The following is a 26568-nucleotide window of genomic DNA, read 5'->3' as shown; positions in this document are numbered from 1 at the left end:
TTCCTCTGGCCGATATGGCTCTAAGTAATTGTTATCTATTATTCGAACACGCCTTTAGCGCATCTCCAAAGCATTTTAAGTTATAGCCCGGCAATGACTGGAGATGGCCAAAAACAAAAAAGCCTCCACAGGGGAGGCTTAGGCGCTACTTTTCGTTTCTTTTCTTACGCGCAAAGCCTCCTGAGTTCAGGCGCTAAAGTAAAAAAAGAAACGAAAAATAGCAGCGTTCATGATTGCGTTACCTTGTCGATGATTGTCCACCAGTGATACGGCGGCGGTCAATAAAAGTCAATATTCGTAGCTGAAAACAAAGATTAAAGAGGGAGCAAGCTCCCTCTTTAATAACTGACTTACGCCAGTGCTGCTTTCGCTTTCTCGACCAGTGCGCCAAAGGCCACTTTGTCGAAGACTGCGATGTCAGCCAGGATCTTACGGTCAATTTCAATAGAAGCTTTTTTCAAGCCGTTAATGAATTTGCTGTAAGACAGGCCGTTCACACGAGCAGCTGCGTTGATACGTGCAATCCACAGCTGACGGAACTGACGCTTACGTTGACGACGGTCACGGTAAGCATACTGACCTGCTTTGATTACTGCCTGGAAGGCAACACGATAAACGCGCGAACGGGCACCGTAGTAACCTTTCGCTTGTTTTAAAATTTTCTTGTGACGTGCGCGTGCAATTACACCACGTTTTACGCGAGCCATATGCTCTCTCCTAAAGTCTTATTCTAGATTCAAAAAAAATGGCTTATGCGTACGGAAGGCACGCAATAACCAGGCCAAGATCGTTTTGTGACACCATGCCTTTCGGACGCAGGTGACGTTTACGCTTGGTTGCTTTTTTGGTCAGAATATGACGCAGGTTAGCATGCTTGCGCTTAAAACCACCGCTGCCGGTTTTTTTGAAGCGCTTGGCTGCACCACGTACAGTTTTAATCTTTGGCATTTTAATTAAATCCACTTCGCATTGTTAAACAACGAATCAGTGAGGCGAATAAAGCCCACACAACGCAAGCGCTGCGTGGGTTCTATTACTTGGAAGCCTTACTGCCTCTTCTTCGGTGCGAGCACCATGATCATCTGACGGCCTTCGATCCTCGTAGGGAAGGATTCGACAATGGCCAGATCAGAATCTTCACACAGGTCTTTACGGACGCGGTTAAGCACTTCCATACCGATCTGTTGGTGCGCCATCTCACGCCCACGGAAACGCAGGGTGATTTTGGCTTTATCGCCATCTTCCAGAAAGCGAATCAGGTTGCGTAGTTTGACCTGATAGTCGCCATCATCGGTACCAGGACGGAATTTGATTTCCTTGACCTGAATAACTTTTTGCTTCTTCTTCTGTTCTTTTGTCGACTTGCTCTTCTCGTAGAGGAATTTGCCGTAATCCATGATTCGACAAACTGGCGGTTCGGCATTTGGGCTGATTTCTACTAAATCAACGCCCGCTTCCTCAGCTTTTTCAAGAGCTTCATTCAGACTGACAATACCAATCTGCTCGCCATCGACGCCGGTTAGGCGAACTTCTTGCGCGCGAATTTCTCTGTTAATGCGATTAGGACGCGCCGGTTGAACTCGTTTTCCGCCTTTAATACTTTATTCCTCCAGTTGATGAAGACTACGGCTGCGAATCTCTTTTAGCAGCTTGTCTACGACTTCGTTTACGTCCAGGCTTCCCAGGTCTTTGCCACGGCGGGTACGAACGGCAACTTTGCCTGATTCGACCTCTTTATCACCGCACACCAACATGTATGGAACCCGTCGTAAAGTATGTTCGCGAATTTTAAAGCCAATCTTCTCATTTCTCAAGTCCGCTTTAACGCGAATACCTGCGTCCTGCAATTTTTTGGTCAATTGTTGGACATAATCAGACTGGCTGTCGGTGATATTCATCACCACCACCTGTACCGGAGCAATCCAGGTTGGGTAGAACCCTGCGTATTCTTCGGTAAGGATACCGATGAAACGCTCCATGGAGCCCAAAATAGCACGGTGAATCATTACAGGGACCACGCGATCGTTGTTTTCGCCAACATACGATGCGCCTAAACGGCCCGGTAAGAAGAAATCGAGCTGCACGGTACCACATTGCCATGCACGATCCAAACAATCATGCAGAGTAAATTCAATTTTTGGTCCGTAGAAGGCACCCTCACCCGGCTGATATTCAAACGGAATCCCGTTTTCAGTCAGCGCCGCAGCCAGATCCTCTTCCGCACGGGTCCACATATCGTCAGTACCAATGCGCTTCTCAGGACGGGTGGACAGTTTCACCGCAATCTTGTCGAAGCCAAAGGTGCCGTACACATCATAGACCATTCTGATGCATTCGTTCACTTCAGCACGCACCTGCTCTTCAGTACAGAAGATATGGGCGTCATCCTGAGTGAAACCACGCACGCGCATCAGGCCATGCAGAGAACCCGAAGGCTCGTTACGGTGGCAACTGCCGAACTCACCCATACGCAGCGGTAAATCGCGATAAGACTTCAGGCCCTGGTTGAAGATCTGCACGTGACCCGGGCAGTTCATTGGCTTGATGCAATACTCGCGGTTTTCCGACGAGGTAGTGAACATGGCGTCTTTATAGTTTTCCCAGTGGCCGGTTTTTTCCCACAGCACACGGTCCATCATAAATGGCCCTTTCACTTCCTGATACTGGTACTCTTTGAGCTTCATGCGCACAAAGGCTTCCAGCTCGCGGAAAATAGTCCAGCCGTCGTTGTGCCAGAACACCATGCCCGGCGCTTCTTCCTGCATATGGTACAGGTCGAGCTGCTTGCCGATCTTGCGGTGGTCGCGCTTGGCGGCCTCTTCCAGACGCTGCAGGTAGGCATTCAGCTGTTTCTTGTCTGCCCAGGCAGTACCGTAGATACGCTGCAGCATTTTGTTCTTGCTGTCGCCACGCCAGTAAGCGCCCGACGTTTTCTGCAGTTTGAAGTGATGACAGAAACGCATGTTCGGTACGTGCGGACCGCGGCACATGTCGACATATTCTTCATGGTGATACAGGCCAGGACGGTCGTCATGGCTGATGTTTTCATCCAGAATCGCCACTTTGTAGTTTTCACCACGCGCAGCAAAGGTATCGCGAGCTTCTTGCCAGCTCACCTTTTTCTTGATGACATCGTAATCTTTGTCGGCCAACTCGTGCATCCGCTTTTCCAGCAGATCCAGGTCTTCCTGCGTCAGGGTACGGTCAATATCAACGTCATAGTAGAAACCGTTGTCGATCACTGGGCCGATGGCCATTTTGGTGTCTGGCCACAGTTGTTTGATCGCATGGCCCAACAGGTGCGCACAAGAGTGGCGCATGATTTCCAGGCCTTCGGCGTCCTTGATGGTGATGATCGCCAATTGCGCATCTGATTCGATCAGATCGCCGGCATCAACCAATTCGCCGTTCACACGGCCGGCAATACAGGCTTTCGCCAGACCAGGGCCGATATCAAGGGCAACATCGAGGGGGGAAACAGAGTTTTCGAAATGACGCTGACTTCCATCAGGAAGAGTAATAACAGGCATTAATAATTCCTTATCTACAGTGGTGACCCACACGACAGATCACATGCAGTACGAAAATTGGATTGGGATTTAGTCAGTTAGGTTTCAGATCTCGCCCACAATTGCCAGATTGATACCTAACCTGGTACACAGAATGAAAAGCATACCTTCACAGCCATATTTGGCTAAGTGGATACTATCACTAAAAATGTTTCGGATAAATAAACTGCAATTCAAACCCGCTTATCGAATATCTACCTTGCATGACGATAAAGTGCCTTTCAGGTAACTCAGGGTGGCAATCAGGCAGAAGGTATACCCCAGGAGTTCACACCCCTCTTCAACCATATTCTTCACCACCCGGTTGTAACCATCGAGCATCAATGTCTGCCACAGTAAATTCATGCCAAACAGGCGTGAGAACACCAAAATGCACAGCAGACCAGCACACATCATGCCGTAGCTCGGGTGCGTCACAAAATGCACCAGCCCCTGTAAGGTGGCAGCGACATGACGTGACGCATACCCCAGACAAATCAGCGTAACCGCCAGGGCAAACCACATCCAGGCGCCATGCCAGAGCATATCGAAAGCAAAATCCATCTCACGAATCAGCATGCACAGGAAAAACCCGCTGACCAACATCCACGCCGGTCGGTAAGTGGGTTGCCGACATGCCGCAATGAAAAAGCAGGATGAGATAGTGGCAAGCATCAGCTCCTGGACTATTTCAGTTAAAGAGGTTTCGTAGACAAAGTTATGCAGCCAATGCACATCGATAAAGATCAGCCCCATCAAGCCGGCCAGTAACAGGCTATAAAGCAGAAAACGACTTACTTTCCCCAGTATAATTTGCAGATCATGTTTCATAGTCATACTCGTTATTATTTAAAGCGCGCCTATGGTAGGCCTCTGTCTATGGGGATCGTGGCAATTAATGCGAAATAGGCCCTTCTCGGGGCTGGCACAGCGCCAAAGCGCCATAAAAAACAAAAATCTCAGGCAAAACTACCAAGGTAAGCGCAGGAAAAAAGATTGCTGACGTTGGTTCAACGAGCTTCCGATGCATTTTTCACTCAAAAATCAGCTATGGCGAACATCCCCCACTCCCGCTATTCTGATGCCATTAACGGCAGAGTTGAGACAGTACCCCGTATCATGAATCGGTTATTGAAGTTACTGGTGGGTTCCTGCGTGGTGCTGACGGTTATTTTTGCCTTGCTCCACCTGGGGGCGGATCGTCACCCCCGAGCTATCGCGGTGAATGAGCCGCCTATGGAATGTGAGGATACGCCGGAGATTACCAACGATTGCGTGAGCGACGATGATGCTGACGTTGACGCCGTTCCTGACCTTACCCCCCCAGGCATTCCGGGTTGATGTTGCACAAAACCATTTTATTTTAACCTTTAGTCTCATATTGCTGCCGCGACTTGCAGGGCAAGCCAGGCAATAAGCTGCGCCGCGCTTTTGACTGAAAACAGGGAGTTTGCGTTATGACAAGTATTCTGCAGTTGATCCAGGCCATCGGTCTGGGCTTGGTACTGCTGCTGCCACTGGCCAACCCGCTGACCACCGTCGCGCTGCTGCTCGGGCTGTCGGGCAATATGACGCGCGAAGAACGCAACCAGCAATCGTTGATGGCATCGGTTTACGTATTCTTCATCATGACGGTGGCGTTCTATGCCGGTCAGTTGGTGATGAACACCTTCGGTATCTCGATTCCCGGTTTACGGATCGCCGGTGGGTTGATTGTGGCATTTATCGGCTTTCGTATGCTGTTCCCGCAGCAAAGTGCGGATGAGGCTCCCGAGGTTGAAAGCAAAAGCAATGAGTTGCGTAAGAAAACCTCGGCCAATATCGCCTTTGTCCCCTTGGCGATGCCCAGCACCGCCGGCCCCGGTACCATTGCGATGATCATCAGCTCGGCCTCGAGCGTTAAAGAAAATACGCTGGGATTTGCACACTGGGTGCTGCTGGTCGCACCGGTCGCCATCTTCCTGACGGTCGCCCTGATTTTGTGGGCCTGCCTGCGCAGCTCCGGTGCAATCATGCGTTTGGTGGGTCAAAGCGGCATTGAGGCCATCTCACGCCTGATGGGCTTCCTGCTGGTGTGTATGGGCGTACAGTTTATTATCAACGGCATCCTGGAGATCATCTCGACCTATACGCCAGCCGTTGCCTGACCGATTAAACGGGCGCGATAATGAATCGCGCCCACTTCACTATTTACCTGCCGGGGCCTGCGCGCCCAAAATCCCCTTACCTTCCGGTACTTCGGTAAAACGACTGAGGATCTCACTGTAGGTTTTCGCCGGATCCAAATCCTTGAACTGATTTGGATAGATAAATTTCGCCAAATACTCCAGCCCGACAATATTGTACGGGTGGTTGTAGAAATTGTGGTAAATGCCGTAGAAGCGGCCATCTTTCACCGCCGAGACCTGAGCAAAGCCCGGGCGCTGCTTCATGCGATTGAACGCGTCATCCACCTGCTGTTGCGTCACACCATAGCCAAAGGGCACCGCAGCGTTGGTTTTGCTGGCCCATTGAGAACCGGAAACAATATAGGCGTCCGGCTTCATGCTGATCACTTTTTCCAGCGAGACGTCACCGGTCGCGCCCGGCAACAGTGCAGAACCGACATTGCGTGCCCCTATCGCCTCGATCATCCCACCCCAACCCACGTGTGCATGGGTGAAGCAGCAAGACTCAAGCCCATTCAGGCCGGCTTTGGCTTCAATAAACACCAGGGGCTTTGGCTCTACCGTTTTGGTTTTATCGAGGATGCTCTGATAGTGCTGCTGATAAAAATCGGTGTACTGTTTCGCTTCACTCTCACGGTTCAGGGTTTCCCCCAGCAAGCTAATGCTTTTGGGCGTGTTTTCCACCGGCTTGAGCATGGTGTCGATAAACAGCACCGGAATATTCAACGCTTGTAACTTGTCGAGTACGCCAGTCTGGCTCAGTGAGGGTTTGGAGCGCAGTTGCGCCACCATCAGGTCGGGATGTTTGGCGATCACGCTTTCGAGGTTGATCTCGCCCTTGTCGCTGAACCCCATATCGATAATGTTGTTCGCTTCAGGCCATTTGCTCTGCAAGATTTTCCAGGTTTCGCCATCGCTTTTCTTCAGCAGGTTGTTCCACGCCACCAGCCGGGTAAAGGGATCGGCACGGTCCAGCAAGGCCAGCGTCAGAATATCGCGCCCGTCCTGCACCACGATGCGTTTCGGCTCTTGTTTAATCGTCACCGTCTGTCCGGCGGTATCGGTCAGGGTCAGTGGATAAGTGGTTGCCATCGCCTGGGTAGACAAACCACAGGCGCAGGCCAAAGCCAGCAGGGTTATTCGACGGTGCACGTAAAACTCCTTAGCGTTGGAAATTAATCCGGAAATAATAATGAGAATTGCTCCCATTATCAAAGAGAACGCCGGGCGAGTTTTCGCTTAATTGAAAAGAGATGTGAACAGCAGCAAGGCGGCACGCCAATTTCGGCGTGCCGCACAGGTTAAATCAGGCCGTAAATCAGCGCCGACAACGCAATCAGGCCCATCACCAGCACAAAGACGTTGCTCAGCGCACGGTAGCGACGCATGGCAGGCACGGCACGTACCGCATACATCGGCAAAATAAACAGGATCGCCGCGATCAGCGGGCCGCTGATGGTTTCAATAATATGCAGTGCACTTGGGTTCCAGACCGTTGCCGCCCAGGTCATCAGGAACAACAACACGGCGGAAATACGGTGCGTAATACGCGAGCTTAACGGTTTGCCAACGGCGCGCGTCAGGCCGTCAATCAGGCTGGTCGCCCCTTCGGTCACCCCGAGGGAGGTGCCCAGGTAGGACTTGGCCATCGCCAGCATCGCCATCATCGGCCCCAAATAGGCGATCAGCGGGTTGGAGAATTTGTTCGCCAGCGTAGTCAGCACGGTAATGTTTTGATCTTTCGCCTGCTGCATCTCTTCGTGGGACAGGCTCAGCACGCAACTGAGGACAAAGAACAACACGGTAACGCAGATCAGCACATAGCTGTAGCGCATGATACGCGCGCAGCGGCGTTCAGCCAGTTCGCCATACAGGCTCTTTTGGGTCGAGGCGAAGGACGAAATGATCGGCGCGTGGCTAAAAGAAAACACCATCACCGGCACGGCCAGCCACAACGAATGCCACAGATCCGGGCTGCTGAACTGAGTGTTGGCGAGGCCACTGACGAAGTTGGCGGTTTGCCAGGTCGGCATCAGGTACAGCGAGATGCCCATCAAAAATACCAACAGCGGGAACACCAGCATGCCCATCGCCGAAACGATGGCATCTTTACCGCGCAGCAGGACCAGATTCAACACCACCACCACCGCCAGGCTCAGCCAGATACGTGGCAGCGGCGTCAGGTGAAACTGATGAGTCAGGAAGCTGTCCAGCGCGTTGGTGATCGAAATGCTGTACACCAGCACGATCGGGAAGAACGCCATCAGGTACAGCACCATGATAATTTTGCCGGCCAGCACGCCAAAGTGCTCGACCACCACATCATGGATATTGCCGTCGCGGCTGGAGCCGGAAAGCACAAAGCGGCTCAGGGCACGGTGCGGTAAATAAGTCAGTGGGAAGGCAAACAGTGCCATCAACAGCAGCACCAGTGGGCCGTTTAAGCCGGCGTTGATCGGCAGAAACAACGTACCTGCCCCCACCGCAGTGGCGTAGAGACCGAACATCCAGACGGTGTCAGTCTTGTTCCATTTGCCCGGCTGGGCGGAAACCAGCGTGCCTGAATCGGGAGAAATCGTACTCATAGGAAAGCTTACCTTAATCTGCAGCGACAACGATTGCGCCTAACGGGATATCCTTCTCCGCGAATTTTTAATAATAATCAGTGGATTAACTCAGATTTTCATTCTTATGCCTGGTAAAAGGACGGCAAAGGATAATTAAAAACGCTGCCCGGGTCTATCTTTCACTGGCTGAGTGGCTACTTCGCGAACAATGATTGCGGTGAAAATCGGCGTTGGCAGCACAAAAATCTGGGGCCTCTGACGAGGCCCCGGGAGGATGACTTACTTGTTCGCGTCCGGATGTTCCGGCACCGCAGCGCTGCCCATGTCCTTCTGGTCTTTTCGCACGCTGGCCACGTCCGAGGCGCTGACCGGCTTGGCGCTGTTACCCCAGCTTGAGCGAATGAAGTTAACCACTTCCGCCACCTGCTGGTCGTTCAGACGCCAGCCGAACGGTGGCATGGTGATGTTGGATACCGCCCCTTTCACCGCCGGCGTCGTGTTACCGGTCAATACGATGTGGATCAACGAGGTCGCATCTTCGGTCTGCACCACCGGATTGCCCTTCAGCGCCGGGAAGGCGCGTTTGTAGCCCACGCCATCGGTACGGTGGCAGGCCGCGCAGTTATCGACGTACAGAGCCGCTCCGGGCTTGCTGTCGTCACCTCGCCACAGATCCTTGGCTACGCTGTCTTCTACCGGTGCTGGCTGTTGCTTACCGTCTTTCGGCGGCAGCGTTTTCAGGTAACGCGAGATCGCCGTCAGATCCTCATCGCTGAGATACTGCAGGCTATGCTCAACCACATCACTCATACCGCCAAACACAATCGACTTATCGTTACGGCCGGTTTTCAGGAACTCGGTCAGTTCGGCCTCGCTCCAGGTGCCCAACCCGTCCTTGTTGTCACCGCGCAGGCTGGAGGCAACCCAACCGTCGATCGGCGCATTGCTGCCGGCCAGGTAGTTGTCACCGTCGTTATTGCTCAGCGCTTTTTCCTGCATGGTGATGCTGCGTGGCGTATGGCAGGCACCACAGTGGCCCAGCCCTTCCACCAGATAGCGACCACGTTCGATCACCGGATCGGCCTTGGCATCAGCCACAAAATCCGCCGGCGACGGCGCAAACATGCCGCGCCAGAGACTCAGCGGCCAGCGCATCGACAGCGGCCAGGGAATGTCGGAATCCTTATTGGCCTGTTCCACCGCCGGAACGCCGTGCATGAAATAGGCATACATGGCACGCATGTCGTCCTCTTTCACCAGCGCGAACGACGGATAGGGCATCGCCGGGTACAGGGTGCTGCCGTTTTTGGCGACACCCTTGCGCACCGCGTTGTCGAAGTCCTCGAAGCTGTAATCACCGATACCGGTTTTCTTGTCCGGCGAAATATTGGTGGAGTAAATGGTGCCGATCGGCGTTTCCATCGCCAGGCCACCGGCAAATTCTTTACCGCTTTTGCCGTTAGTGTGGCAGGCCACGCAGTCGCCGGCGCGCGCCAGATATTCGCCGCGTTTGATCAGCTCGCTGCTGACCGTGGCGTCCTGCGCCCAAACGGAAAAACTCAGTGCACTGAGAACCAGTGCGGGAACAAATGCTTTCATCAGTCGCCGTCCTTATGCCTGCACCAAAGGGCCTGGGTTTTTCAGATACTGCTCGCGAATAGCGCGGGCAGACCAGTAAGCCAACGCGGCCACGGTGCCGGTCGGGTTGTAACCCAGCCCCTGCGGGAAGGCCGACGCCCCGATCGAGAACACGTTATGCACGTCCCAGCTTTGCAGATAGCGGTTCACCGCACTGGTCTTGGGATCTTCCCCCATCACCGCGCCACCGTTCATATGGGTGGTTTGGTAGCTGGTGGTATCGAAATGGCTGTCGGCGTTTTTAGGGCTGCCGGCAATCAGTTTCGGGTTCATGGCCTTGGCGATCGGCGCCATTTTGTCGTACATAAATTGCGACATCTTGACGTCGTTTTCCTGCCAGTCGAACGTCATGCGCAGCAGCGGCTGGCCGAACACGTTCTTGTAGTTGGGATCGAGGTCCAGATAGTTGCTGCGATACGACTGATGCGCGCCGTGGGCGTCCATCGACAGATGATGGGTGTAAGCGTCAGCTACTGCCGCTTTCCACTTGCTGCCCCAGGCCGGAGTGCCCGGAGGGGTTGGCAAGCCGGAGATCGGTTTGGTGCCCGCCTGGTTGACCCAGAACGGCGAACCGCCAACGAAGCCTGCTTTGGCATGGTCAAAGTTGTCGGCGTTGAAATCGTCGACCCCGACCCCGTTACCACCCGCACCGATGAACGGGTTGGTGAATACGTCCTTGTCGAAGAACGCCTTGATGGTGGTCAGATTTTGGTAAGCGAAGTTACGGCCTACCACACCCTCGCCGGTCACCGGATCGTAAGGTTTACCGATGCCGGACAGCAGCATCAGATGCACGTTGTGGAACTGGAACGCCCCCAGGATCACCAACTCCGCCGGCTGTTCGATTTCACGGCCCTGCGCGTCAATGTAGTTCACCCCGGTCGCACGAGACTTGTCGGCGGTCAGGTTCACTTTCAACACGTTGGCGTTGGTGCGCAGTTCGAAGCGTTTCTCCATGCGCAATGCCGGCAGAATATTGACGTTCGGCGAGGCTTTGGAATACATGTAGCAGGCGTAGCCACTGCAGAAACCGCAGAAGTTGCACGGCCCCATCTGCGCGCCATACGGGTTGGTATAGGAATCCGAGGTGTTGGCGGAAGGCAGGTTATACGGGTGATAGCCCACGTCCCGCGCCGCTTTCTCGAACATTTGCGCAGAGAACGTATTCTTCTGCGCCGGCAACGGGAAGTTGTCGGAACGGTCAGCCGCGAAGGGGTTTCCGCCCTTCGGCGCCATCTTCTGCCCCTTGACGGTCCAGGCGGTGCCGGAGGTTCCGAACACTTTCTCGGCCTTGTCGAAGAACGGCTCCAGCTCGTCGTAGGTGACACCGAAGTCCTGGATGGTCATGTCCTTCGGGATAAAGCTTTTGCCATAACGCTCTTCGTAATGGCTACGCATACGCAGCTCGATAGGATCGATGCGGAAATGCACACCAGACCAGTGCAGGCCTGCGCCACCCACGCCGGTACCCGGCAGGAACGCCGCCAACTGACGATAAGGCACCGCAGCCTGGCTGGTATTGTGACGAATGGTCACGGTGCTTTTCGACAGGTCCTGGAACAGCTTGCGGCGGATGTTATAGGTCAGTTCGTCGATCACCTGCGGATAGGAACCATCCGGATAGGTATCGCGCATCGGGCCGCGCTCCAGCGCCACCACGTTCAGCCCCGCTTCGGTCAGCTCTTTGGCCATAATTGCGCCCACCCAACCGAAGCCGACGATCACCGCGTCTACTTTTTTCATTACCGTTGCCATTGTTACCCCCTCTCCCCACGAATTGAAACCGGAGGTAAGGGATAACGTTCCCCTCGCTCAACCCAGTCCATAAAGTCGGCGCGTGCGCCCGGAAAATTAATCAGTTTCCAGCCGACCATGTCTTTATTACCGCCATGGATCGGATCGCTGAAGAAACCTTCGCGGGTGTTTTGCAGCAGGTAGGAGAAGAACAGTTTGGCAGGCAACTGCGCGAATTCCGCTTCACCGGATTCAAATTTCTGCAGCAGCGCGTCCTGCTGTGCAGCGTCCAGTTCGGCAAAGGGTTTACCGGCGGTTTTCTTGCAGTAGGCATCGGCGTCCGCGATGCCCAGGTTGTAGATCTGTTTCGGTACCAGCGGCAGTTGGTAACCCATTTCTTTCGGTACATCCGGGTTAAACGGCCCCTGCATATACCAGATCGAACCGGTGGCGTACGGGGTATTCATCTGACGATCAATAAACTCCGGTACACCGGCTTCCAGCGCGCCAGGACCGCGATCGTCGGCCGGGATCAGCCGTGCCGTCGCCGCCTTGACGAAGGCCCACTCCTCCGGGGTGAAGAACGTAGGCTGGTAGTCGTTTTGTTTTGGGGTGTCCGTTGCCGCAACCGCCGGTATTGAGGCCGTCAGCGCGCTAACGCCGCTGCCACCAATCACCGCTGCGGGAATTAAAGTCATCGATTTCAACAGGAAATCGCGCCGTGAATTGTTAGTTTTATCGTCCGACATGTCACATTCCATCCAAAGATAATCACAACTATTTAACCTCAACCTTGCGGTCGATGCGGGTTTTAAACATAAATTGTTACTTATTTGTATGTTTATTGAAGCTCAGAATGTGAGCAAGCGCCACAATGTTACCGGTAACTTATTGAATGAACGTAAAGAATTGATGGTTAATGTAAAATTAACTATTCGTGCGGTTTTTCAGGTAACAGGATGGGAAATAACGAGAAATGGGAGATATGTCGCGATTTTACCGTCTAGCCATAAAAAAAACCGGCCGTTTTGGCGGCCGGTTTGACTAACAAATCTGAACTAGGGTGACATCGCCTGGTAGGCAGTGGTCACCTTCCATAAATAGCGTGGTGCCTGTGGAGCCGGATGCTTTTTCTGAATGTGTTGATAGAACTCATCCGGACTCATCTGGTTGATGCGGTTCACCGCCACGCGCTTGTCTGATGAGAAGGTGCGCAGCATGGCGCCTGCCCCATTCACATAAGAAACGATAGTTGCGTAACGTAATGTTTGTGGATCGTTGATCCCGGCTAGCTGCTGGCTTTGAAGAATATTGATATAGGCCGTTCCCAGATCAATATTAACCGCCGGATCCTTCAACTCACGCGAGCTTGGCTGCCCGCTTCTTCCTTTCAGACGATAGGCGTCACGCCCGGCGGTTGAAGGTTTTAACTGCATTAACCCGACTGCGTTCGAAGTGCTTACGGCGTTCGGATTAAACCCGGACTCCACCTGAATAATCGCTTTAATCAGCGTTTCGTCTACGCCATAGCTGTTAGCGGCCTGACGAATGTAATCGTTATAGGCTACCGGTGTCCCCGTACGGTTAACTGGAGCCTGCGGGGGGGTCTTTAACCAACCGCCACGCGATGTGCCACTGCCTGAAATATTGTTTGCTGTTTGTGGGTCTTTGGCACAACCCGACAAAAGCAAAATTGCCGTCAGGCAACCTATTTTTGTTTTCACAGAATCCCTCACTCCTTTCAATGAGTTGCGTAGCATATACAACTTGTAAGGACGCCTGTACGCTTTTTTTGGTCTAATCTCAAGCTACTCGTATACCAAGAGGTGATTTATGAGTCAATCTGCAACGACGTGTTTTGTGGTGACTTTTCGCTATCAGGAAGAAGGATTAGCTGATTTGGCCAAGCTGACAGGACAATTAACCCTTCAGGGATTTGTCACGTCGGTGACCGACGAAAATGGCGTTCCGCATGAGCTGGGCAGCAACAGCTTTGCGTTGATAACCCCATTGGATCAACAGGATGTACTGCTCCTGGCACAGAAGCTGGCGGAGGTGGCTCTGGGGAAAACACCCGAGGTCGATATTGTCACCTACGACGACTACCTTAAGCGGTTACATGCTGATACATAAAATGCTATAACTCACCGGGCGGTATTATTTTTCCCACTGAGTAAATAACCGGCAGTCTGCCGGCAGGTGACGCTTGACTTTGCTATAATTGATATTGATAATCATTTTCATTTGAGCCAGGAGATGTCACCATGTTTATGAAACAACGCGCTTTTCCCCGCCTGTCCCTGATTAAGCCCCGGGGCTTTTTCCGCCCTGTCGCCCTGCTGTGTCTGTTATTGACCGCTGGTCTCGCCAGCCATGGCGCCTTGGCGGAAAAAAAGCTGCGCGTGGTAACCACCTTTACCATCATTCAGGATATCGCCCAAAACGTGGCCGGTGACGCCGCCGTGGTGGAGTCAATCACCAAACCGGGCGCGGAAATCCACGATTACCAGCCAACGCCGCGCGATATCGTCAAGGCACAACATGCCGACCTGATCCTGTGGAACGGCATGAATCTGGAACGTTGGTTCCAGCGCTTCTTCGAGAACATCAAACAGGTGCCCGCTGCGGTCGTCACCGAAGGCATCACCCCACTGCCGATCCGCGAAGGACCGTATAACGGCAACCCTAACCCACATACCTGGATGTCCGCCAGCAATGCACTGGTGTATATCGAAAATATCCGTAAAGCGCTGGTGCAGCACGATCCGGCCAACGCAGAAACCTATAACCGCAATGCCAAAGCCTATGCTGCCAAAATTGCCGCGTTGGACGCGCCACTGCGCGAACGTCTGGCACGCATTCCTGAAGCCCAGCGTTGGCTGGTGACCAGTGAAGGCGCCTTCAGCTATCTGGCCAAAGACTATCAGTTGAAAGAAGTGTACCTGTGGCCGATCAACGCCGATGAACAAGGGTCACCGCAGCAGGTCCGCCGGGTAATCGACGCCGTGCGCGCCCACCATATTCCGGTGGTCTTCAGCGAAAGCACCATTTCCGACAAGCCGGCCAAACAGGTGGCGAAAGAGACCGGTGCAAAATACGGCGGTGTGCTGTATGTCGATTCGCTGTCCACTCAGGACGGCCCGGTACCGACTTATATCGACCTGCTCAATGTCACCGTACAAACCATTGCCAAAGGATTTGATCAATGACCACTGAGGTTTTTGTCCGCCCTGAATTGAGCGTGGACGACGTTACCGTGACCTACAATAACGGCCATACCGCGATCCACAACGCCAGCTTTACCCTGAGCGGTGGTGCCATCTGCGCGCTGGTTGGCGTCAATGGCAGCGGCAAGTCGACCCTGTTCAAAAGCATCATGGGACTGGTCAGGCCCACCACCGGCCGCGTACAGCTCAACGAGCAGCCGGTCGCGCAAGCACTAAAGAAAAACGTCATCGCCTACGTCCCGCAAACCGAAGAGGTTGACTGGAATTTCCCGGTATTGGTGGAAGACGTGGTGATGATGGGCCGCTATGGCAAGATGAACTTCCTGCGCATCCCTTCAAAGGAAGACCGACTGCGGGCCGATAAGGCGCTAGAGCGCGTGGGTCTGAGCGAACTGCGCTCTCGCCAGATTGGTGAGCTTTCCGGAGGCCAGAAAAAACGCGTTTTTCTGGCGCGCGCACTGGCACAACAAGGCACGGTCCTGCTGCTGGACGAACCCTTTACCGGCGTCGACGTCAAAACCGAGAACGCCATTATCGACCTGCTGCGTGCGCTGCGCGATGAAGGCCACCTGATCCTGGTCTCCACCCATAACCTGGGCAGCGTGCCGGAGTTTTGCGATCGGGTGATCCTGATTAACCGCACGGTGCTGGCCGCAGGACCGACCGAAACTACCTTTACCCAGAGCAACCTGGAACAGGCGTTCGGCGGCGTACTGCGCCATATCAACCTGTCCGGCCCAGACCTGCACGACGACAACGATCCGCGCACCGTGACGGTGTTGACCGATGACGAGCGCCCGGCGGTGTTCTATGGCCATACCAAGAGCGATCCGCCTGCGCAAAGCCAGCCAAAGGAGAAACAACCCTGATGCTGGACATTCTGCTGCAACCCTTCAGTTACAACTACATGGTCAAAGCCATTTGGGTCAGTGCCATCGTTGGTGCCGCCTGCGCGTTTCTTTCCGCCTACCTGATGCTGAAAGGCTGGTCGCTGATGGGTGACGCACTGTCGCACTCGGTGGTGCCCGGTGTCGCCGGAGCCTATGCGCTGGGTCTGCCCTACGCCGCCGGGGCATTTTTCACCGGTATGCTGGCCGCGCTGGCCATGACGCTGGTACGCCACGTCACCCGCCTGCGCGAAGACGCGATTATCGGCTTTATCTTTTCCACCTTCTTTGCCGTCGGTCTGCTGATCGTTTCGCTCAACCCGACCTCGGTTAACGTACAGTCGATTATCTTCGGCAATATTCTCGGCATCGCCGACGAAGACGTGTTGCAGGTCGAGATTATCATCGGCGTTTCACTGCTGATCCTGTGCCTGGTGTGGAAAGACCTGCTGGCGGTGTTCTTTGACGAAAACCACGCGGTGTCGATCGGCCTGTCGCCGCTGCGGTTGAAGATCCTGTTCTTCACCCTGCTCAGCGCCTGCACCGTGGCGGCATTACAAACAGTCGGCGCGATTTTGGTGATCGCCATGGTCATCACGCCGGGGGCAACTGCCTATCTGCTGACCGACCGCTTCAGTCGGCTGGTGATAATCGCTATCGTGATCGGCGCGCTAACCAGCGGTTTCGGTGCCTACCTGAGTTTCTTCCTCGATGGCGCGACCGGTGGGGTGATCGTGACCCTGCAGACGCTGGTGTTCCTGGCAGCCTTTTTCTTCGCCCCCAAACACGGTCTGCTGGCATCCAAACGCCGCGTGGCGCGTGAACAAACCGGAGGCCACTGATGGAAACTCTGTATCAACTGCTCAGCGAACCCTTCGCCTACCCGTTTATGCAGCGGGCGATCCTGGCCGCTATCGTCACTGGCGTAGTGTGTGCGGTGCTGTCGTGTTATCTGGTACTCAAAGGCTGGTCGCTGATGGGGGATGCCATCTCGCATGCGGTGCTGCCCGGTATCGTGCTGGCGTTCGTGCTCGGCATCCCGGTGGTGATCGGCGCATTTTTCTCCGGTATTTTCTGTGCGGTCGCCACCGGTTACCTGAAGGAAAACAGCCGGGTGAAAGAAGATACGGTGATGGGTATCGTGTTCTCCGGCATGTTCGCCTTCGGGCTGGTGTTGTTTTCACGCGTCGATACCGACCAGCACCTGAGCCACATTCTGTTCGGCAATATGCTGGGCATTACCGACGCCGAGCTGAAACAAACGCTGCTGATGGCCGGCATTACCCTGCTGGTGGTGTTGCTGAAACGCAAAGATTTAATGCTTTACTGTTTCGATCCCAACCATGCCAGGGTGATTGGCTTGCCGGTGAAGCTTTTGCACTACGGGCTGCTGTGTCTGCTGGCGCTGACCATTGTCGCCTCGCTGCAGGCGGTGGGGGTGATCCTGGTGATTGCGATGCTGATCGCACCGGGCATTATTGCCTTTATGCTGTGCCGCAGCTTTGATCGCATGCTGATAGTCGCCACGGTGGTATCGGTATTCTCCTGCGTGCTCGGCACCTTAATCAGCTTCCACATCGACGGAGCCACCGGCCCCTGCATTGTGATCGTCCAGGCGATTCTGTTTGTGGTCGCCCTGCTGTACAGCAAATTCAGACCGTTACAACGTCACGAAGAGGGCTTGCTCAACGCGAAGCCTTGAAACCGGTGGCGGTGCCCAATTAGCACCGCCGCCTGGTGTTACTGCTGCTGGTAGATATCTGGCCGGACAATGTGCCAGACAAAGTCCTCGCGATTCACCGCTTCATAGCCCACCTTCTGATACAGCCACGGCGCAGTGCCGGTCACCAACATAATTCGCCGCAACCGTTGCAACACCGGATGCTCCAGCGTGCAATCCATCAACCAACGCGCCAGCCCCTGCCGCTGGTAATCCGGAGAGACAAACACATCACACAGGTAGCCGAAGGTGGTGTAATCCGTGACCAGACGTGCAAAACCAACCTGCTGTTGCTGGTGATACAGGCCAAAACACAGGCTGTTATCGATGGCCAGCTGTACCGTCGCCAGCGAAATACCACTCGCCCAGGTCGAGGTGGTCAAAAAAGCGTGGGTAAAGGCGATATTTAATTCACTTTTATCGCTGTTGATCCGGTATTCACCGCGTTGCCACTGCTGGTTTTGCTCCATTAATTTCTCATCTCATTGATAATAAAAGACATCAAAAAAACACCCTTTCGCCTCAGCCATAGCTGGCCTGATAAACATCGCCCTCACGTCGGCAAGTTGCAACATGCACAGTGCTTAAATTAATCAATAGCGTATATACTTTGAGCAAACGCGGATGGCGAGAAAATCGCCAGTTGTTGGTGCCAGCTGTGCGCCAGGTCGTGTTTTCTTCAGGCTAAAGACGCTAACCTAATGAATTCGCAGGCAACACAGAGGGGGTGTACCATGTGGCAAGCCGTTAGCCGTCTGTTAAGTGAACATCTTGGCAGCGCAGAAATCCGCGAAAGAACCGAACTGCCCGGGGGCGATATTCACCCGGCATGGCGTGTGAGTTACGGTGACAACCAGGTGTTTGTCAAATGCGATGCCCGTGAGCTGTTGCCCATCTTTACCGCCGAGGCCGACCAGTTGGAATTGCTCGCACGTAGTAAAACCGTGCGGGTGCCTCAGGTGTACGGCGTCGGCAGCGATCGTGACTACAGCTTCCTGCTGCTGGAATACCAACCCCTGAAACCCTTTGACGCCCATGGCGCCTACTGTCTTGGCCAACAACTGGCCCATCTGCATCAATGGAGTGAACAACCACAGTTCGGTCTCGACTTCGACAACGATCTGTCCACCACCCCGCAACCCAATGCCTGGCAGCGCCGCTGGTCAGAGTTTTTTGCCGAGCAGCGCATTGGCTGGCAGTTGCAGATGGCGGCGGAGAAAGGCATGACCTTCGGGGATATTGACGAGATTGTTGACGCGGTTTATCTGCGCCTGCAGCACCATCAGCCGCAGCCTTCACTGCTGCATGGCGATTTGTGGCCGGCCAACTGCGCTCTAACCACCAATGGCCCCTTACTGTTTGACCCGGCCTGTTATTGGGGAGACAGAGAGTGCGATCTGGCGATGCTGCCGCTGTATCCGGAACTGCCGCCGCAGATTTATGACGGCTACCAGAGCGTCTGGCCCCTGGAGAGTGGGTTTATCGAACGTCAGCCGCTGTATCAACTGTATTACCTGCTCAACCGCAGCAATCTGTTTGGCGGCCAGCATTTGGTCCGCGCCCAGCGCGCGGTAGAAATTCTGCTCCACCCCGAGTCCTGATAAAATAAAGGCGCTGAATCCAGCGCCTTTACCTGACCTCATATCACCTCAAGCCGTGCCGGCCAGTTGACCAAGCAGTTTGATCACAAACCAGGCGATCACGGCAATCACCACCGGCAAAATGTACAGCGGGAAGTATTGCAAGAAGATGGTGTGGTGCGGCAGCGTAATACGTTCTTCCAACTGCGCACGGGTATGCCCTTCGCTGCCCTTGGCCTGCTCGAGGATCATCTGGTCCTCCAGGCCTTCGCGGATAAACTTCACCTGACGTGACATACGCGCACCTGAAGCCTGCAGTGCCAGCCCGACAAAAATCAGAATATAAATAACGATAAACATGAAATTAGCGCCACTGAACAAGCTTTTCTCTATGTCAGGAACCGGCGAGTTATACCAAAAGATATTCAGGAACGGCGTATTGAAGCGCACCATATCAACCATCACGTGGACAAAATCCAGCATTACCGCATTAATGCCTTTGGTTTTTTCACTGTGTTGATAAACAAACATCAACATTGAGATCAGCGTCGACAGCAACGCCGGGATGAAAACCACCCAGCCTAGAATACGTTTGATAATGGCGATGCGCCCAGCCTGTTGATACGTCATGTGTTCCCCTTGTAAGCGACGTAACCGTAATAGGCTAAGTCTACCTGTAGTTACTGAAACTCGCCCACCGTTTTCTTCAGCCTTGCTGTGCTACAAGCGTAGCCGGGTTTATCCGAAATCAACAGCTTAACGGCATCCGCGCGTTACCATTAAATAGTTATATAGTTAAATCAATCCGTTTAGACAGGGGCCACCATGATCCGGCTGATTATCTTATTGTTGGGCCCACAGGCACTGCACGGGCAGCGCCGCCTGCTGATGCTGTTCGGCTGGCTGTGGATCGCCGTTGGCGCACTGATGTTGTTCGACATATTGCAGGATGGCCGTTCGGTACTGGCGTTAGATGCATTGGCGGTGATGCTGGCGCTGGAGGGGCTGGTGGCAATCTCTGCCGCGCTGGTGATTGGCTCATCCGCCAGCCGGCCGGTACTGCTGAAGGGGCTGGGCTTCTTGTTTATGGCCTTCTTGATGCTGGACGTGCCCGCAGACGATAATATCGTCGCCACGCTGGTGTTTGGCAGCGCGCTGTTGTTGGATGGCGCGGTGCGAATCGCCTCCTCCACGGTGATCCAGCACAGCCGCTGGAAACCGGTAGCCCTGGCGGGCTGCGGCGAAATTCTGCTTTCACTGATGATTTTTGTCGGCTGGCCGGCCCCCCACCGAATGACGGTGCCCTTTTGCCTCGGCGTGATGATCCTGCTTTCCGGCTGGGCGCTGCTGCGTATCGCCCGGCAGCTGGAGAGTTTTGCGCTAAATCAGAACCAGGCCCCCACTGCGCCGCCTCGGATCAATGAAACCCTTCCACTCACCGTCTATGTCTGGACGCCAATCGGCTCGGCAAAAGACGCGCGCCGCCGCTACATTGTCGATCGCTACATCGCCGCGGTGGATGGCGGTGGCAATATCTCCACCGGTCACGCCGCTTTGGCGCTGGCACCCGATGTGTATATCAGCCACTACCCGCTTAACGATATCAGCCACTCGGCGCAGGATTTCCGCCAGTTGCTGCATTCCGGTGAGCAAAACAACGTCGACGGGCGCTTTCTGCCCGGCCTGCAGCAAGAGGTTGCCGCCTGGTGCCCACCGGACAAAAAAATCCAGTTCCACCGCTATAACCCAACGGCGCTACGCGCTTTCTGGCAAGATTATCAGCAGGACAGCACCTACAACCTGACCCGGCGCAACTGTTCAACCACGGTTATTCGGGCGCTCGACAGCGCGCTGGAAGGCGTACTGGGCGATAAGCATCTGTGGCGTCGATTTCTGTTGCTGGTGCTCGATCCCAACCTGTGGATGCTGGCGGTGCTGCGCAGTCGTGGTGAAAGCATGACCTGGACGCCGGGGTTGGTGCTGGATTATGCACGTATGTTGCAGCAGGTCACCGAACGCCAACACCAACGCTGGTGGCTAAAACTGCGAGAAATGTGGCGTATCCTGCGCTTTGGCAAAGCCTCGCCACGCAGGCAAAAGTTTTAGTCTCGGCGTCGGCGATGATAAAGTAGCGGGCACATTCACCGGCGTCGGCAGGAGTTAACCGCTAATGGCCTATTCGCAACGCATTGAAACCGCTATTTTTGATATGGACGGTTTATTGATCGATTCAGAACCCCTGTGGCTACAGGCGGAACTGGATATCTTTGGCGCACTGGGATTGGACTTGTCCGATCGCCACAAGCTACCGGATACTCTGGGTCTGCGTATCGATCTGGTGGTGAAAATGTGGTACCAGGCCATGCCGTGGCAAGGGGTTTCGCAGGAGGAAGTCTCTGCGCGAATTATCGAACGCGCCATCGAACTGGTCCGTGAAAAGCAGCCATTGCTGCCGGGCGTACACCAGGCGCTGGAGCTGTGCCGCAGCCTGGATCTGAATATCGGCCTGGCTTCCGCCTCGCCGCTGCACATGCAACAACAGGTGCTGCAGATGTTTGGTCTCGAGGGTTATTTTGATCAACTGGTTTCCGCCGAGTACCTGCCCTACAGCAAGCCGCACCCAGAGGTGTATCTGATCGCCGCCGAACGCCTGGGTAGCGATCCGCTGCGTTGTATCACCCTGGAAGACTCGTTCAACGGCATGATTGCCACCAAGGCCGCCAGAATGCGTTCAATTGTTATCCCGGCGCACGAATATCGCGATGATCAGCGCTGGGCATTGGCCGACCATAAGCTCGAGACACTGGAACAGCTTACCCCGGACCACCTGGCGTAATCTTCACGGCATCGGTCTACTTCCGGTGCCGTTATTCATCCCCGCTCTAATCCCCTGTCACCGCCTGATTTCAAAACCTGACGCTACACCACAAAATAAATAAAACATTATTTCATTTATATTGAATTACCGTACCACGCTCTCTATGCTGGGACCCTAAGAAAGCGCCGGGCGATCGGTACAGGTTGTCACTGCCACGCAGCCTAATCCGGTCGCCCGGCGTTTTCGTTCCATTCAATCCTCGCGTCAGTTCAAAAACGCACAACCCTTAACCCCTTAAGATAACAAGCCATTGTAAAACGGGATAAAATAAACAATTGGTTACAGGGTAACTGCTTCCACCACTGGGAATTTTCCCATATACTGGATAAATTAACAGTTTATCAGTCGGAACAGCAGTATGACCGCGGAAGGACATCTTATTTTCTCTGTCGCTTGCGCGATTTTCGCCAAGAAGGCCGAGGTGACACCGGAGCTGGCTACCGGCGACTGGTGGCATATTATCCCCGCCGCGCTGCTGACCTCACTACTGCCCGATATCGATCACCCCAAATCGGTGCTGGGTCAGCGCCTGCGCTGGATTGCCATCCCGATCTCGCGTGCCTTCGGCCATCGCGGTTTTACCCACAGCCTGCTGGCGATCGCCGGCGGCATGGCGCTTTTCCAGCTTGACGTGCCGCGCAGTTGGCCGATCCCGCCCGACGTGTTGCACGCCATGATTATCGGTTACTTCAGCCACCTGTTGGCGGATATGCTCACTCCGGCCGGCGTGCCCTTGCTTTGGCCCTGCCGCTGGCGTTTTCGCCTGCCGCTGCTCAATTCCCAAAAAGGCAATCAACTCGAGCGCGCCCTGTGCCTGTGTCTGGTGGCTTTCGCCATCTATTGGCAAGGCGGTTGCACCCTTCCAGTGCAGTCATATTTTGAACAAATAAAAAATATCAGACTGTGATCACAAAAAAACGGCCATTTAATCTTCATTCAGATGATTAATTAAACAAATTCGCGCACAAAGTTATATTAAATTCCATTTGGATATAAGTGAGCCGTTACGCAAACTGTTACGATATTTAGTATCGCTACGCCTTGGTGCATAGCCATTTTTATATAAGAAAAAATAATTGGAGACATTGGGGATGAATCTTCCGCTGGTTATTAACGTGGTGATTTTTGTCGCCCTCCTTTTGCTGTTGGCGCAAACCCGCCACAAGCAATGGAGCCTGGCGAAAAAAGTACTGGTTGGTCTGGTGATGGGTGTGGTGTTCGGTCTGGCACTGCAACTGGTTTACGGCTCGGACAACCCGGTACTGAAAGAATCCATCAGCTGGTTCAACATTGTCGGTAACGGCTATGTACAACTGCTGCAAATGATTGTCATGCCGCTGGTCTTCGCCTCGATCCTGAGCGCGGTCGCCAAGCTGCATAACGCCTCTTCATTGGGCAAAATAAGCTTCCTGACCATCGGTACCCTGCTGTTCACCACGCTGATTGCCGCGCTGGTGGGCGTTCTGGTGACCAACCTGTTTGGCCTGACCGCAGAGGGTCTGGTACAGGGCACGCAGGAAAGCGCGCGCATGGTGGCCATTCAGAGCAACTACGTCAGTAAAGTGGCAGATCTGACCGTACCGCAACTGGTACTGTCGTTCGTGCCGAAAAATCCGTTTGCCGATCTGACCGGTGCCAGCCCAACCTCGATCATTAGCGTGGTGATTTTTGCCGCCTTCCTGGGTGTAGCTTCGCTGCAGTTGCTGAAAGACGATAAAGAGAAAGGCCAACGCGTACTGGTAGCCATCGACACCCTGCAAGCATGGGTGATGAAGCTGGTGCGTCTGGTCATGAAGCTGACCCCGTACGGCGTACTGGCGTTAATGACCAAAGTGGTAGCCGGTTCCAACATCCACGACATCGTTAAACTCGGTAGCTTTGTGGTGGCCTCTTATCTGGGCCTGGCCATCATGTTTGGCGTGCACGCAGTGCTGTTGGCCTTCACCGGCGTTAACCCGGCGAAATTCTTCCGCAAAGTTTGGCCGGTGATCACCTTTGCCTTCACCAGCCGCTCCAGCGCCGCCAGCATCCCGCTGAATGTGGAAGCACAAACCCGTCGTCTGGGCATCCCGGAATCTATCGCCAGCTTCTCGGCGTCTTTCGGCGCGACTATCGGCCAGAATGGCTGTGCGGGCCTGTATCCGGCCATGTTGGCGGTAATGGTTGCCCCTACCGTCGGTATCAACCCGCTGGATCCGGTGTGGATCGCCACGCTGGTGGGTATCGTCACCATCAGCTCCGCCGGTGTTGCCGGCGTGGGTGGCGGCGCTACCTTCGCCGCGCTGATTGTGCTGCCCGCACTGGGCCTGCCGGTCACGCTGGTCGCCCTGCTGATTTCGGTTGAACCGCTGATCGACATGGGCCGTACCGCGCTGAACGTCAGTGGTTCCATGACCGCTGGTACCGTCACCAGCCAACTGATGAAGCAGACAGACAAGTCCATTATGGACAGCGAAGACGAAGTGGAACTGGCTCACCAGTAAATTTCGTCGGCAATAAAAAACCGGGGCAGCACTTGGCCCCGGTTTTTTTATGTCTGGAAAAGGTTATGGCCGTTCGCCTGACGCCAGCCGCTGATTGATTTCGTCAATCACTCCCGGCAGTTGCACCAGCGTATCAATTACGTAGTGTGCTCCAGCGGCATACAGTTTCTCCGTCGCCAGCGCACGCCGCCGCTCAATCTCCGCGGTGCTCATCTGCTGGTATTCCTGCCAAGTAGCGCCAAATTCGTTGCCGGACAGCGCCAGCCCGATGCTCCACATACCGGCATTCAACCCTTCGCTTATGCCCGGCACCGCGTCATCCACTTTGACACAGTGCGCCACCGCATCAATACCCAGTGCAATCACGTTCTGCAACGCCATCCACGGGCCGGGACGGCCGCCCACGCTCAGGTCGTCGGTCGCCACCCAATGATCCGGCGCATAACCATGCAGCGCCGCGGCAGGTGCCAACACCTCCATTACTGCACGCGGGTACCCGGAACAGGAGCCTATCTTGATGCCCTGCTCGCGCAACGCCGCTATGACCTGCGGAACCCCCTCGATAGGCTCGGCGAAATCAACCACCTTGGCAATCTGCAACGGCATAAAGGCCTGGTACAGCGCATCGATATCCTGCCGATTCATCGAGCGGCCGAGCCTCTGCCGCCAGCGCACATCCACCTCTGGCAACTTACCCAGCGCTTCGATGTGCTGCCACTTACCCAACCCCATCGGAATGCGCGCCTCCGCCAGGCTAATGTCGATATCAAAGGTCTGCTTAAAGGCTTCAACAAAGATCTGTGTCGGTGCAAAGGAACCGAAATCTACCGTGGTGCCGGCCCAATCGAGTATCACTGCGTTAATCTGCTTCATGCTCATCCTTAGAGATCCCAATACATCGCCTGCCCGACCGCGGTCAGCAAACCTTCGATATCCGGCGGATAAATCTCACCGATATTGCCAATGCGGAAGCAGTCGCTCTGTGAAACTTTGCCTGGATAAATAACAAAGCCCTGCTGCTTGAGACGCTGATAAAACTCGGTAAAGCGATAGGTTTCGGCCTTCGGAGAATAGAACGCGGTAATGATCGGCGAGTGCAACTCATCTTCCAGCAAAGTCTCGAATCCCAGTTCACGCATTCCCGCCACCAGGCGTTGCTGGTTAGCGCGGTAACGGATGTTGCGGGCATCAATTCCCCCTTCCTGCTCCAGTTCGCGCAGTGCCTGCGCAAAGGCCAGCAAGGTGTGAGTCGGCGAGGTAAAACGCCATTTACCGGCATTATCTTCCATGCAGCGCCACTGGGCGTATAGATCCAGCGAGAGCGAACGCGACCGTCCGGCGCACTTTTCCAGCTCGCTACGGCGGGCAATCACAAAGGCGAAACCCGGCACGCCCTGAATGCATTTATTGGCAGAGCTGATCAGGTAATCAATGCCCAGCGCATCGACATCCAGCGGAATGCCACCGAAGCTGCTCATCGCATCCACGATCAGGGTTTTACCGTTGCGCGCTGCCAGGCCCGAAACCCGCTCCAACGGATTAAGCATCCCGGTGGTAGTTTCGCAGTGCACCATGGCGATATGGCTAATCTGTGCATCGCCTTTCAGCACCGCTTCCATGGCCTCCACATCCGGCTCATTCACTTCACCACAGTGAAACTCGTGGTGATTGAGGTCCATCAGTCTGGCCATGTCGACCATACGAGCGCCGTAAGCGCCGTTATTGACGATCAGCAGTTTGTCCTGCGGCCCCATCACCGTGCCCAACACCGCCTCTACCGCAAAACTGCCGCTGCCCTGCAACAGCACCGAGGTATAACCCGTCGATTGAGTCGCCAGTGCCACCAATTTCTGACGAATACTCTGTACCACGCCCAGGTTGTAGTCTTCATCCCAGGTACAGCTATCGAACAGCATCGCCTCTTTCACCGTTTTTGAGGTGGTCAGCGGGCCGGGCGTTAACAGCAGGTAATTATGTTCAGACATTTCACTCACCCATTTGGTCTATACCAGATAGCGAGTATAGTGGCGGTAAATTTGCCTTCGGGTCAAACGACAACCGCAGCTGAAACAAAAAATTCATCAGAGTGCCTCCGGGAAACCTCGGCCTTCAGGCCAGGGAGGAAAGGAGGCGGTTTT

Annotated in this window: 28 protein-coding genes and 1 other annotated feature; of the genes, 12 read left to right on the top strand and 16 right to left on the bottom strand. The window is 54.4% G+C overall.

Translation table 11 applies throughout. The features are described 5' to 3' along the window. Positions 1-112 precede the first annotated feature (112 nt). Positions 113-235: a sequence feature (Phe leader region), on the bottom strand. The 6 genes from pheM to BEI65_RS24950 all read right to left on the bottom strand — a co-directional run bounded on the left by pheM (position 187) and on the right by BEI65_RS24950 (position 4379). Then, positions 187-231 carry a pheST operon leader peptide PheM gene (gene pheM / locus BEI65_RS27050; RefSeq protein ID WP_106120997.1) on the bottom strand — a complete coding sequence of 15 codons (45 nt, stop codon included), beginning with the start codon at positions 229-231 and terminating at the stop codon, positions 187-189. (Overlaps the previous feature by 45 nt.) A gap of 115 nt (positions 236-350) precedes the next feature. After that, positions 351-707 carry a 50S ribosomal protein L20 gene (gene rplT, locus BEI65_RS24970; RefSeq protein WP_004943595.1) on the bottom strand — a complete coding sequence of 119 codons (357 nt, stop codon included), beginning with the start codon at positions 705-707 and terminating at the stop codon, positions 351-353. 43 nt (positions 708-750) lie between these two features. Beyond that, a complete protein-coding gene (rpmI, locus tag BEI65_RS24965) occupies positions 751-948 on the bottom strand; it encodes a 50S ribosomal protein L35 (RefSeq protein WP_085116448.1) in 198 nt (65 codons plus the stop codon). Between the two features lie 98 nt (positions 949-1046). Further along, positions 1047-1598, bottom strand: coding sequence for a translation initiation factor IF-3 (infC, locus tag BEI65_RS24960; protein ID WP_013812633.1), 552 nt, complete (start codon positions 1596-1598; stop codon positions 1047-1049). A 3-nt stretch (positions 1599-1601) separates the two neighbouring features. Next, positions 1602-3530 (bottom strand): threonine--tRNA ligase, encoded by a 1929-nt coding sequence (gene thrS, locus BEI65_RS24955; RefSeq protein WP_099065534.1) that lies wholly within the window; start codon positions 3528-3530, stop codon positions 1602-1604. Positions 3531-3752: 222 nt separating this feature from the next. Next, the gene (locus BEI65_RS24950; protein ID WP_099065562.1) at positions 3753-4379 is read right to left on the bottom strand and encodes a hypothetical protein; all 627 of its coding nucleotides are present in this window, start codon (positions 4377-4379) and stop codon (positions 3753-3755) included. Positions 4380-4667: 288 nt separating this feature from the next. On the opposite strand from BEI65_RS24950, the gene BEI65_RS24945 reads away from it, so the two are divergent. Together BEI65_RS24945 and BEI65_RS24940 are read left to right on the top strand one after the other, a co-directional pair. Beyond that, positions 4668-4889 carry a hypothetical protein gene (locus BEI65_RS24945; RefSeq protein ID WP_099065561.1) on the top strand — a complete coding sequence of 74 codons (222 nt, stop codon included), beginning with the start codon at positions 4668-4670 and terminating at the stop codon, positions 4887-4889. Between the two features lie 116 nt (positions 4890-5005). Next, a complete protein-coding gene (locus tag BEI65_RS24940; RefSeq protein WP_099065533.1) occupies positions 5006-5695 on the top strand; it encodes a MarC family NAAT transporter in 690 nt (229 codons plus the stop codon). 39 nt (positions 5696-5734) lie between these two features. Here BEI65_RS24940 and BEI65_RS24935 read toward each other — a convergent pair whose 3' ends face one another. From BEI65_RS24935 to BEI65_RS24910, 6 genes are all read right to left on the bottom strand, one after another. After that, positions 5735-6868, bottom strand: a complete 1134-nt coding sequence (locus BEI65_RS24935) for an ABC transporter substrate-binding protein (protein WP_099065532.1) — start codon at positions 6866-6868, stop codon at positions 5735-5737. Positions 6869-7017: 149 nt separating this feature from the next. Further along, a complete protein-coding gene (locus BEI65_RS24930) occupies positions 7018-8301 on the bottom strand; it encodes an HAAAP family serine/threonine permease (protein ID WP_099065531.1) in 1284 nt (427 codons plus the stop codon). Positions 8302-8562: 261 nt separating this feature from the next. After that, a complete protein-coding gene (locus BEI65_RS24925) occupies positions 8563-9882 on the bottom strand; it encodes a cytochrome c (RefSeq protein WP_198404509.1) in 1320 nt (439 codons plus the stop codon). A gap of 12 nt (positions 9883-9894) precedes the next feature. Continuing rightward, on the bottom strand, positions 9895-11676 hold the full coding sequence (locus tag BEI65_RS24920; RefSeq protein WP_099065529.1) for a GMC family oxidoreductase: 1782 nt from the start codon (positions 11674-11676) through the stop codon (positions 9895-9897). A gap of 2 nt (positions 11677-11678) precedes the next feature. Beyond that, a complete protein-coding gene (locus tag BEI65_RS24915) occupies positions 11679-12404 on the bottom strand; it encodes a gluconate 2-dehydrogenase subunit 3 family protein (protein ID WP_099065528.1) in 726 nt (241 codons plus the stop codon). A 309-nt stretch (positions 12405-12713) separates the two neighbouring features. Next, a complete protein-coding gene (locus BEI65_RS24910; RefSeq protein ID WP_099065527.1) occupies positions 12714-13379 on the bottom strand; it encodes a transglycosylase SLT domain-containing protein in 666 nt (221 codons plus the stop codon). Between the two features lie 109 nt (positions 13380-13488). On the opposite strand from BEI65_RS24910, the gene ghoS reads away from it, so the two are divergent. The 5 genes from ghoS (at position 13489) to BEI65_RS24885 (ending at position 17471) form a co-directional block, all read left to right on the top strand. Then, positions 13489-13788: a type V toxin-antitoxin system endoribonuclease antitoxin GhoS gene (ghoS, locus tag BEI65_RS24905; RefSeq protein WP_099065526.1), complete on the top strand. Its 300-nt coding sequence runs from the start codon at positions 13489-13491 to the stop codon at positions 13786-13788. 131 nt (positions 13789-13919) lie between these two features. Further along, positions 13920-14864 carry a metal ABC transporter substrate-binding protein gene (locus tag BEI65_RS24900; RefSeq protein WP_099065525.1) on the top strand — a complete coding sequence of 315 codons (945 nt, stop codon included), beginning with the start codon at positions 13920-13922 and terminating at the stop codon, positions 14862-14864. After that, the gene (locus BEI65_RS24895) at positions 14861-15751 is read left to right on the top strand and encodes a manganese/iron ABC transporter ATP-binding protein (protein ID WP_099065524.1); all 891 of its coding nucleotides are present in this window, start codon (positions 14861-14863) and stop codon (positions 15749-15751) included. Before BEI65_RS24900 ends, BEI65_RS24895 begins: the two co-directional genes overlap by 4 nt. Beyond that, positions 15751-16611, top strand: coding sequence for an iron/manganese ABC transporter permease subunit YfeC (yfeC, locus tag BEI65_RS24890; protein WP_085116436.1), 861 nt, complete (start codon positions 15751-15753; stop codon positions 16609-16611). Before BEI65_RS24895 ends, yfeC begins: the two co-directional genes overlap by 1 nt. Next, positions 16611-17471, top strand: a complete 861-nt coding sequence (locus tag BEI65_RS24885; protein ID WP_099065523.1) for a metal ABC transporter permease — start codon at positions 16611-16613, stop codon at positions 17469-17471. Before yfeC ends, BEI65_RS24885 begins: the two co-directional genes overlap by 1 nt. 38 nt (positions 17472-17509) lie before the next feature. Here BEI65_RS24885 and BEI65_RS24880 read toward each other — a convergent pair whose 3' ends face one another. Then, on the bottom strand, positions 17510-17959 hold the full coding sequence (locus BEI65_RS24880; RefSeq protein WP_099065522.1) for a GNAT family N-acetyltransferase: 450 nt from the start codon (positions 17957-17959) through the stop codon (positions 17510-17512). Between the two features lie 264 nt (positions 17960-18223). Here BEI65_RS24880 and BEI65_RS24875 point away from each other — a divergent pair, with 264 nt between their 5' ends. Next, a complete protein-coding gene (locus BEI65_RS24875) occupies positions 18224-19090 on the top strand; it encodes a fructosamine kinase family protein (RefSeq protein ID WP_099065521.1) in 867 nt (288 codons plus the stop codon). 48 nt (positions 19091-19138) lie between these two features. Here BEI65_RS24875 and BEI65_RS24870 read toward each other — a convergent pair whose 3' ends face one another. Next, positions 19139-19699, bottom strand: coding sequence for a YniB family protein (locus tag BEI65_RS24870; RefSeq protein WP_099065520.1), 561 nt, complete (start codon positions 19697-19699; stop codon positions 19139-19141). A 195-nt stretch (positions 19700-19894) separates the two neighbouring features. Here BEI65_RS24870 and BEI65_RS24865 point away from each other — a divergent pair, with 195 nt between their 5' ends. The 4 genes from BEI65_RS24865 to BEI65_RS24850 all read left to right on the top strand — a co-directional run bounded on the left by BEI65_RS24865 (position 19895) and on the right by BEI65_RS24850 (position 24430). Next, the gene (locus tag BEI65_RS24865) at positions 19895-21175 is read left to right on the top strand and encodes an HdeD family acid-resistance protein (RefSeq protein WP_099065519.1); all 1281 of its coding nucleotides are present in this window, start codon (positions 19895-19897) and stop codon (positions 21173-21175) included. 64 nt (positions 21176-21239) lie between these two features. After that, positions 21240-21905, top strand: a complete 666-nt coding sequence (hxpB, locus tag BEI65_RS24860) for a hexitol phosphatase HxpB (RefSeq protein WP_099065518.1) — start codon at positions 21240-21242, stop codon at positions 21903-21905. Positions 21906-22305: 400 nt separating this feature from the next. Then, positions 22306-22854: a metal-dependent hydrolase gene (locus BEI65_RS24855; protein ID WP_085116429.1), complete on the top strand. Its 549-nt coding sequence runs from the start codon at positions 22306-22308 to the stop codon at positions 22852-22854. A gap of 184 nt (positions 22855-23038) precedes the next feature. Then, positions 23039-24430 (top strand): L-cystine transporter, encoded by a 1392-nt coding sequence (locus BEI65_RS24850; protein WP_198404508.1) that lies wholly within the window; start codon positions 23039-23041, stop codon positions 24428-24430. A gap of 63 nt (positions 24431-24493) precedes the next feature. Here BEI65_RS24850 and phnX read toward each other — a convergent pair whose 3' ends face one another. Together phnX and phnW are read right to left on the bottom strand one after the other, a co-directional pair. Further along, positions 24494-25303: a phosphonoacetaldehyde hydrolase gene (phnX, locus tag BEI65_RS24845; protein ID WP_099065559.1), complete on the bottom strand. Its 810-nt coding sequence runs from the start codon at positions 25301-25303 to the stop codon at positions 24494-24496. Between the two features lie 8 nt (positions 25304-25311). Further along, entirely contained in the window at positions 25312-26415 is a 1104-nt protein-coding gene (gene phnW / locus BEI65_RS24840) for a 2-aminoethylphosphonate--pyruvate transaminase (RefSeq protein WP_099065517.1), read from the bottom strand. Positions 26416-26568: the final 153 nt, after the last annotated feature.

Origin of the sequence: Serratia sp. BW106 (genome assembly GCF_002607755.1) — a bacterium.
GTDB lineage: Bacteria > Pseudomonadota > Gammaproteobacteria > Enterobacterales > Enterobacteriaceae > Serratia > Serratia proteamaculans.
This window is presented reverse-complemented; position numbering and strand designations above follow the sequence as displayed.

Coding starts and splice junctions, on each gene's coding strand:
- rplT (WP_004943595.1), bottom strand. CDS start 707: ATGGCTCGCGTAAAACGTGGTGTAATTGCACGCGCACGTCACAAGAAA.
- rpmI (WP_085116448.1), bottom strand. CDS start 948: ATGCCAAAGATTAAAACTGTACGTGGTGCAGCCAAGCGCTTCAAAAAA.
- thrS (WP_099065534.1), bottom strand. CDS start 3,530: ATGCCTGTTATTACTCTTCCTGATGGAAGTCAGCGTCATTTCGAAAAC.
- BEI65_RS24950 (WP_099065562.1), bottom strand. CDS start 4,379: ATGAAACATGATCTGCAAATTATACTGGGGAAAGTAAGTCGTTTTCTG.
- BEI65_RS24945 (WP_099065561.1), top strand. CDS start 4,668: ATGAATCGGTTATTGAAGTTACTGGTGGGTTCCTGCGTGGTGCTGACG.
- BEI65_RS24940 (WP_099065533.1), top strand. CDS start 5,006: ATGACAAGTATTCTGCAGTTGATCCAGGCCATCGGTCTGGGCTTGGTA.
- BEI65_RS24930 (WP_099065531.1), bottom strand. CDS start 8,301: ATGAGTACGATTTCTCCCGATTCAGGCACGCTGGTTTCCGCCCAGCCG.
- BEI65_RS24925 (WP_198404509.1), bottom strand. CDS start 9,882: ATGAAAGCATTTGTTCCCGCACTGGTTCTCAGTGCACTGAGTTTTTCC.
- BEI65_RS24920 (WP_099065529.1), bottom strand. CDS start 11,676: ATGGCAACGGTAATGAAAAAAGTAGACGCGGTGATCGTCGGCTTCGGT.
- BEI65_RS24915 (WP_099065528.1), bottom strand. CDS start 12,404: ATGTCGGACGATAAAACTAACAATTCACGGCGCGATTTCCTGTTGAAA.
- ghoS (WP_099065526.1), top strand. CDS start 13,489: ATGAGTCAATCTGCAACGACGTGTTTTGTGGTGACTTTTCGCTATCAG.
- BEI65_RS24900 (WP_099065525.1), top strand. CDS start 13,920: ATGTTTATGAAACAACGCGCTTTTCCCCGCCTGTCCCTGATTAAGCCC.
- BEI65_RS24895 (WP_099065524.1), top strand. CDS start 14,861: ATGACCACTGAGGTTTTTGTCCGCCCTGAATTGAGCGTGGACGACGTT.
- yfeC (WP_085116436.1), top strand. CDS start 15,751: ATGCTGGACATTCTGCTGCAACCCTTCAGTTACAACTACATGGTCAAA.
- BEI65_RS24885 (WP_099065523.1), top strand. CDS start 16,611: ATGGAAACTCTGTATCAACTGCTCAGCGAACCCTTCGCCTACCCGTTT.
- BEI65_RS24880 (WP_099065522.1), bottom strand. CDS start 17,959: ATGGAGCAAAACCAGCAGTGGCAACGCGGTGAATACCGGATCAACAGC.
- BEI65_RS24875 (WP_099065521.1), top strand. CDS start 18,224: ATGTGGCAAGCCGTTAGCCGTCTGTTAAGTGAACATCTTGGCAGCGCA.
- BEI65_RS24870 (WP_099065520.1), bottom strand. CDS start 19,699: ATGACGTATCAACAGGCTGGGCGCATCGCCATTATCAAACGTATTCTA.
- BEI65_RS24865 (WP_099065519.1), top strand. CDS start 19,895: ATGATCCGGCTGATTATCTTATTGTTGGGCCCACAGGCACTGCACGGG.
- hxpB (WP_099065518.1), top strand. CDS start 21,240: ATGGCCTATTCGCAACGCATTGAAACCGCTATTTTTGATATGGACGGT.
- BEI65_RS24855 (WP_085116429.1), top strand. CDS start 22,306: ATGACCGCGGAAGGACATCTTATTTTCTCTGTCGCTTGCGCGATTTTC.
- BEI65_RS24850 (WP_198404508.1), top strand. CDS start 23,039: ATGAATCTTCCGCTGGTTATTAACGTGGTGATTTTTGTCGCCCTCCTT.
- phnX (WP_099065559.1), bottom strand. CDS start 25,303: ATGAAGCAGATTAACGCAGTGATACTCGATTGGGCCGGCACCACGGTA.
- phnW (WP_099065517.1), bottom strand. CDS start 26,415: ATGTCTGAACATAATTACCTGCTGTTAACGCCCGGCCCGCTGACCACC.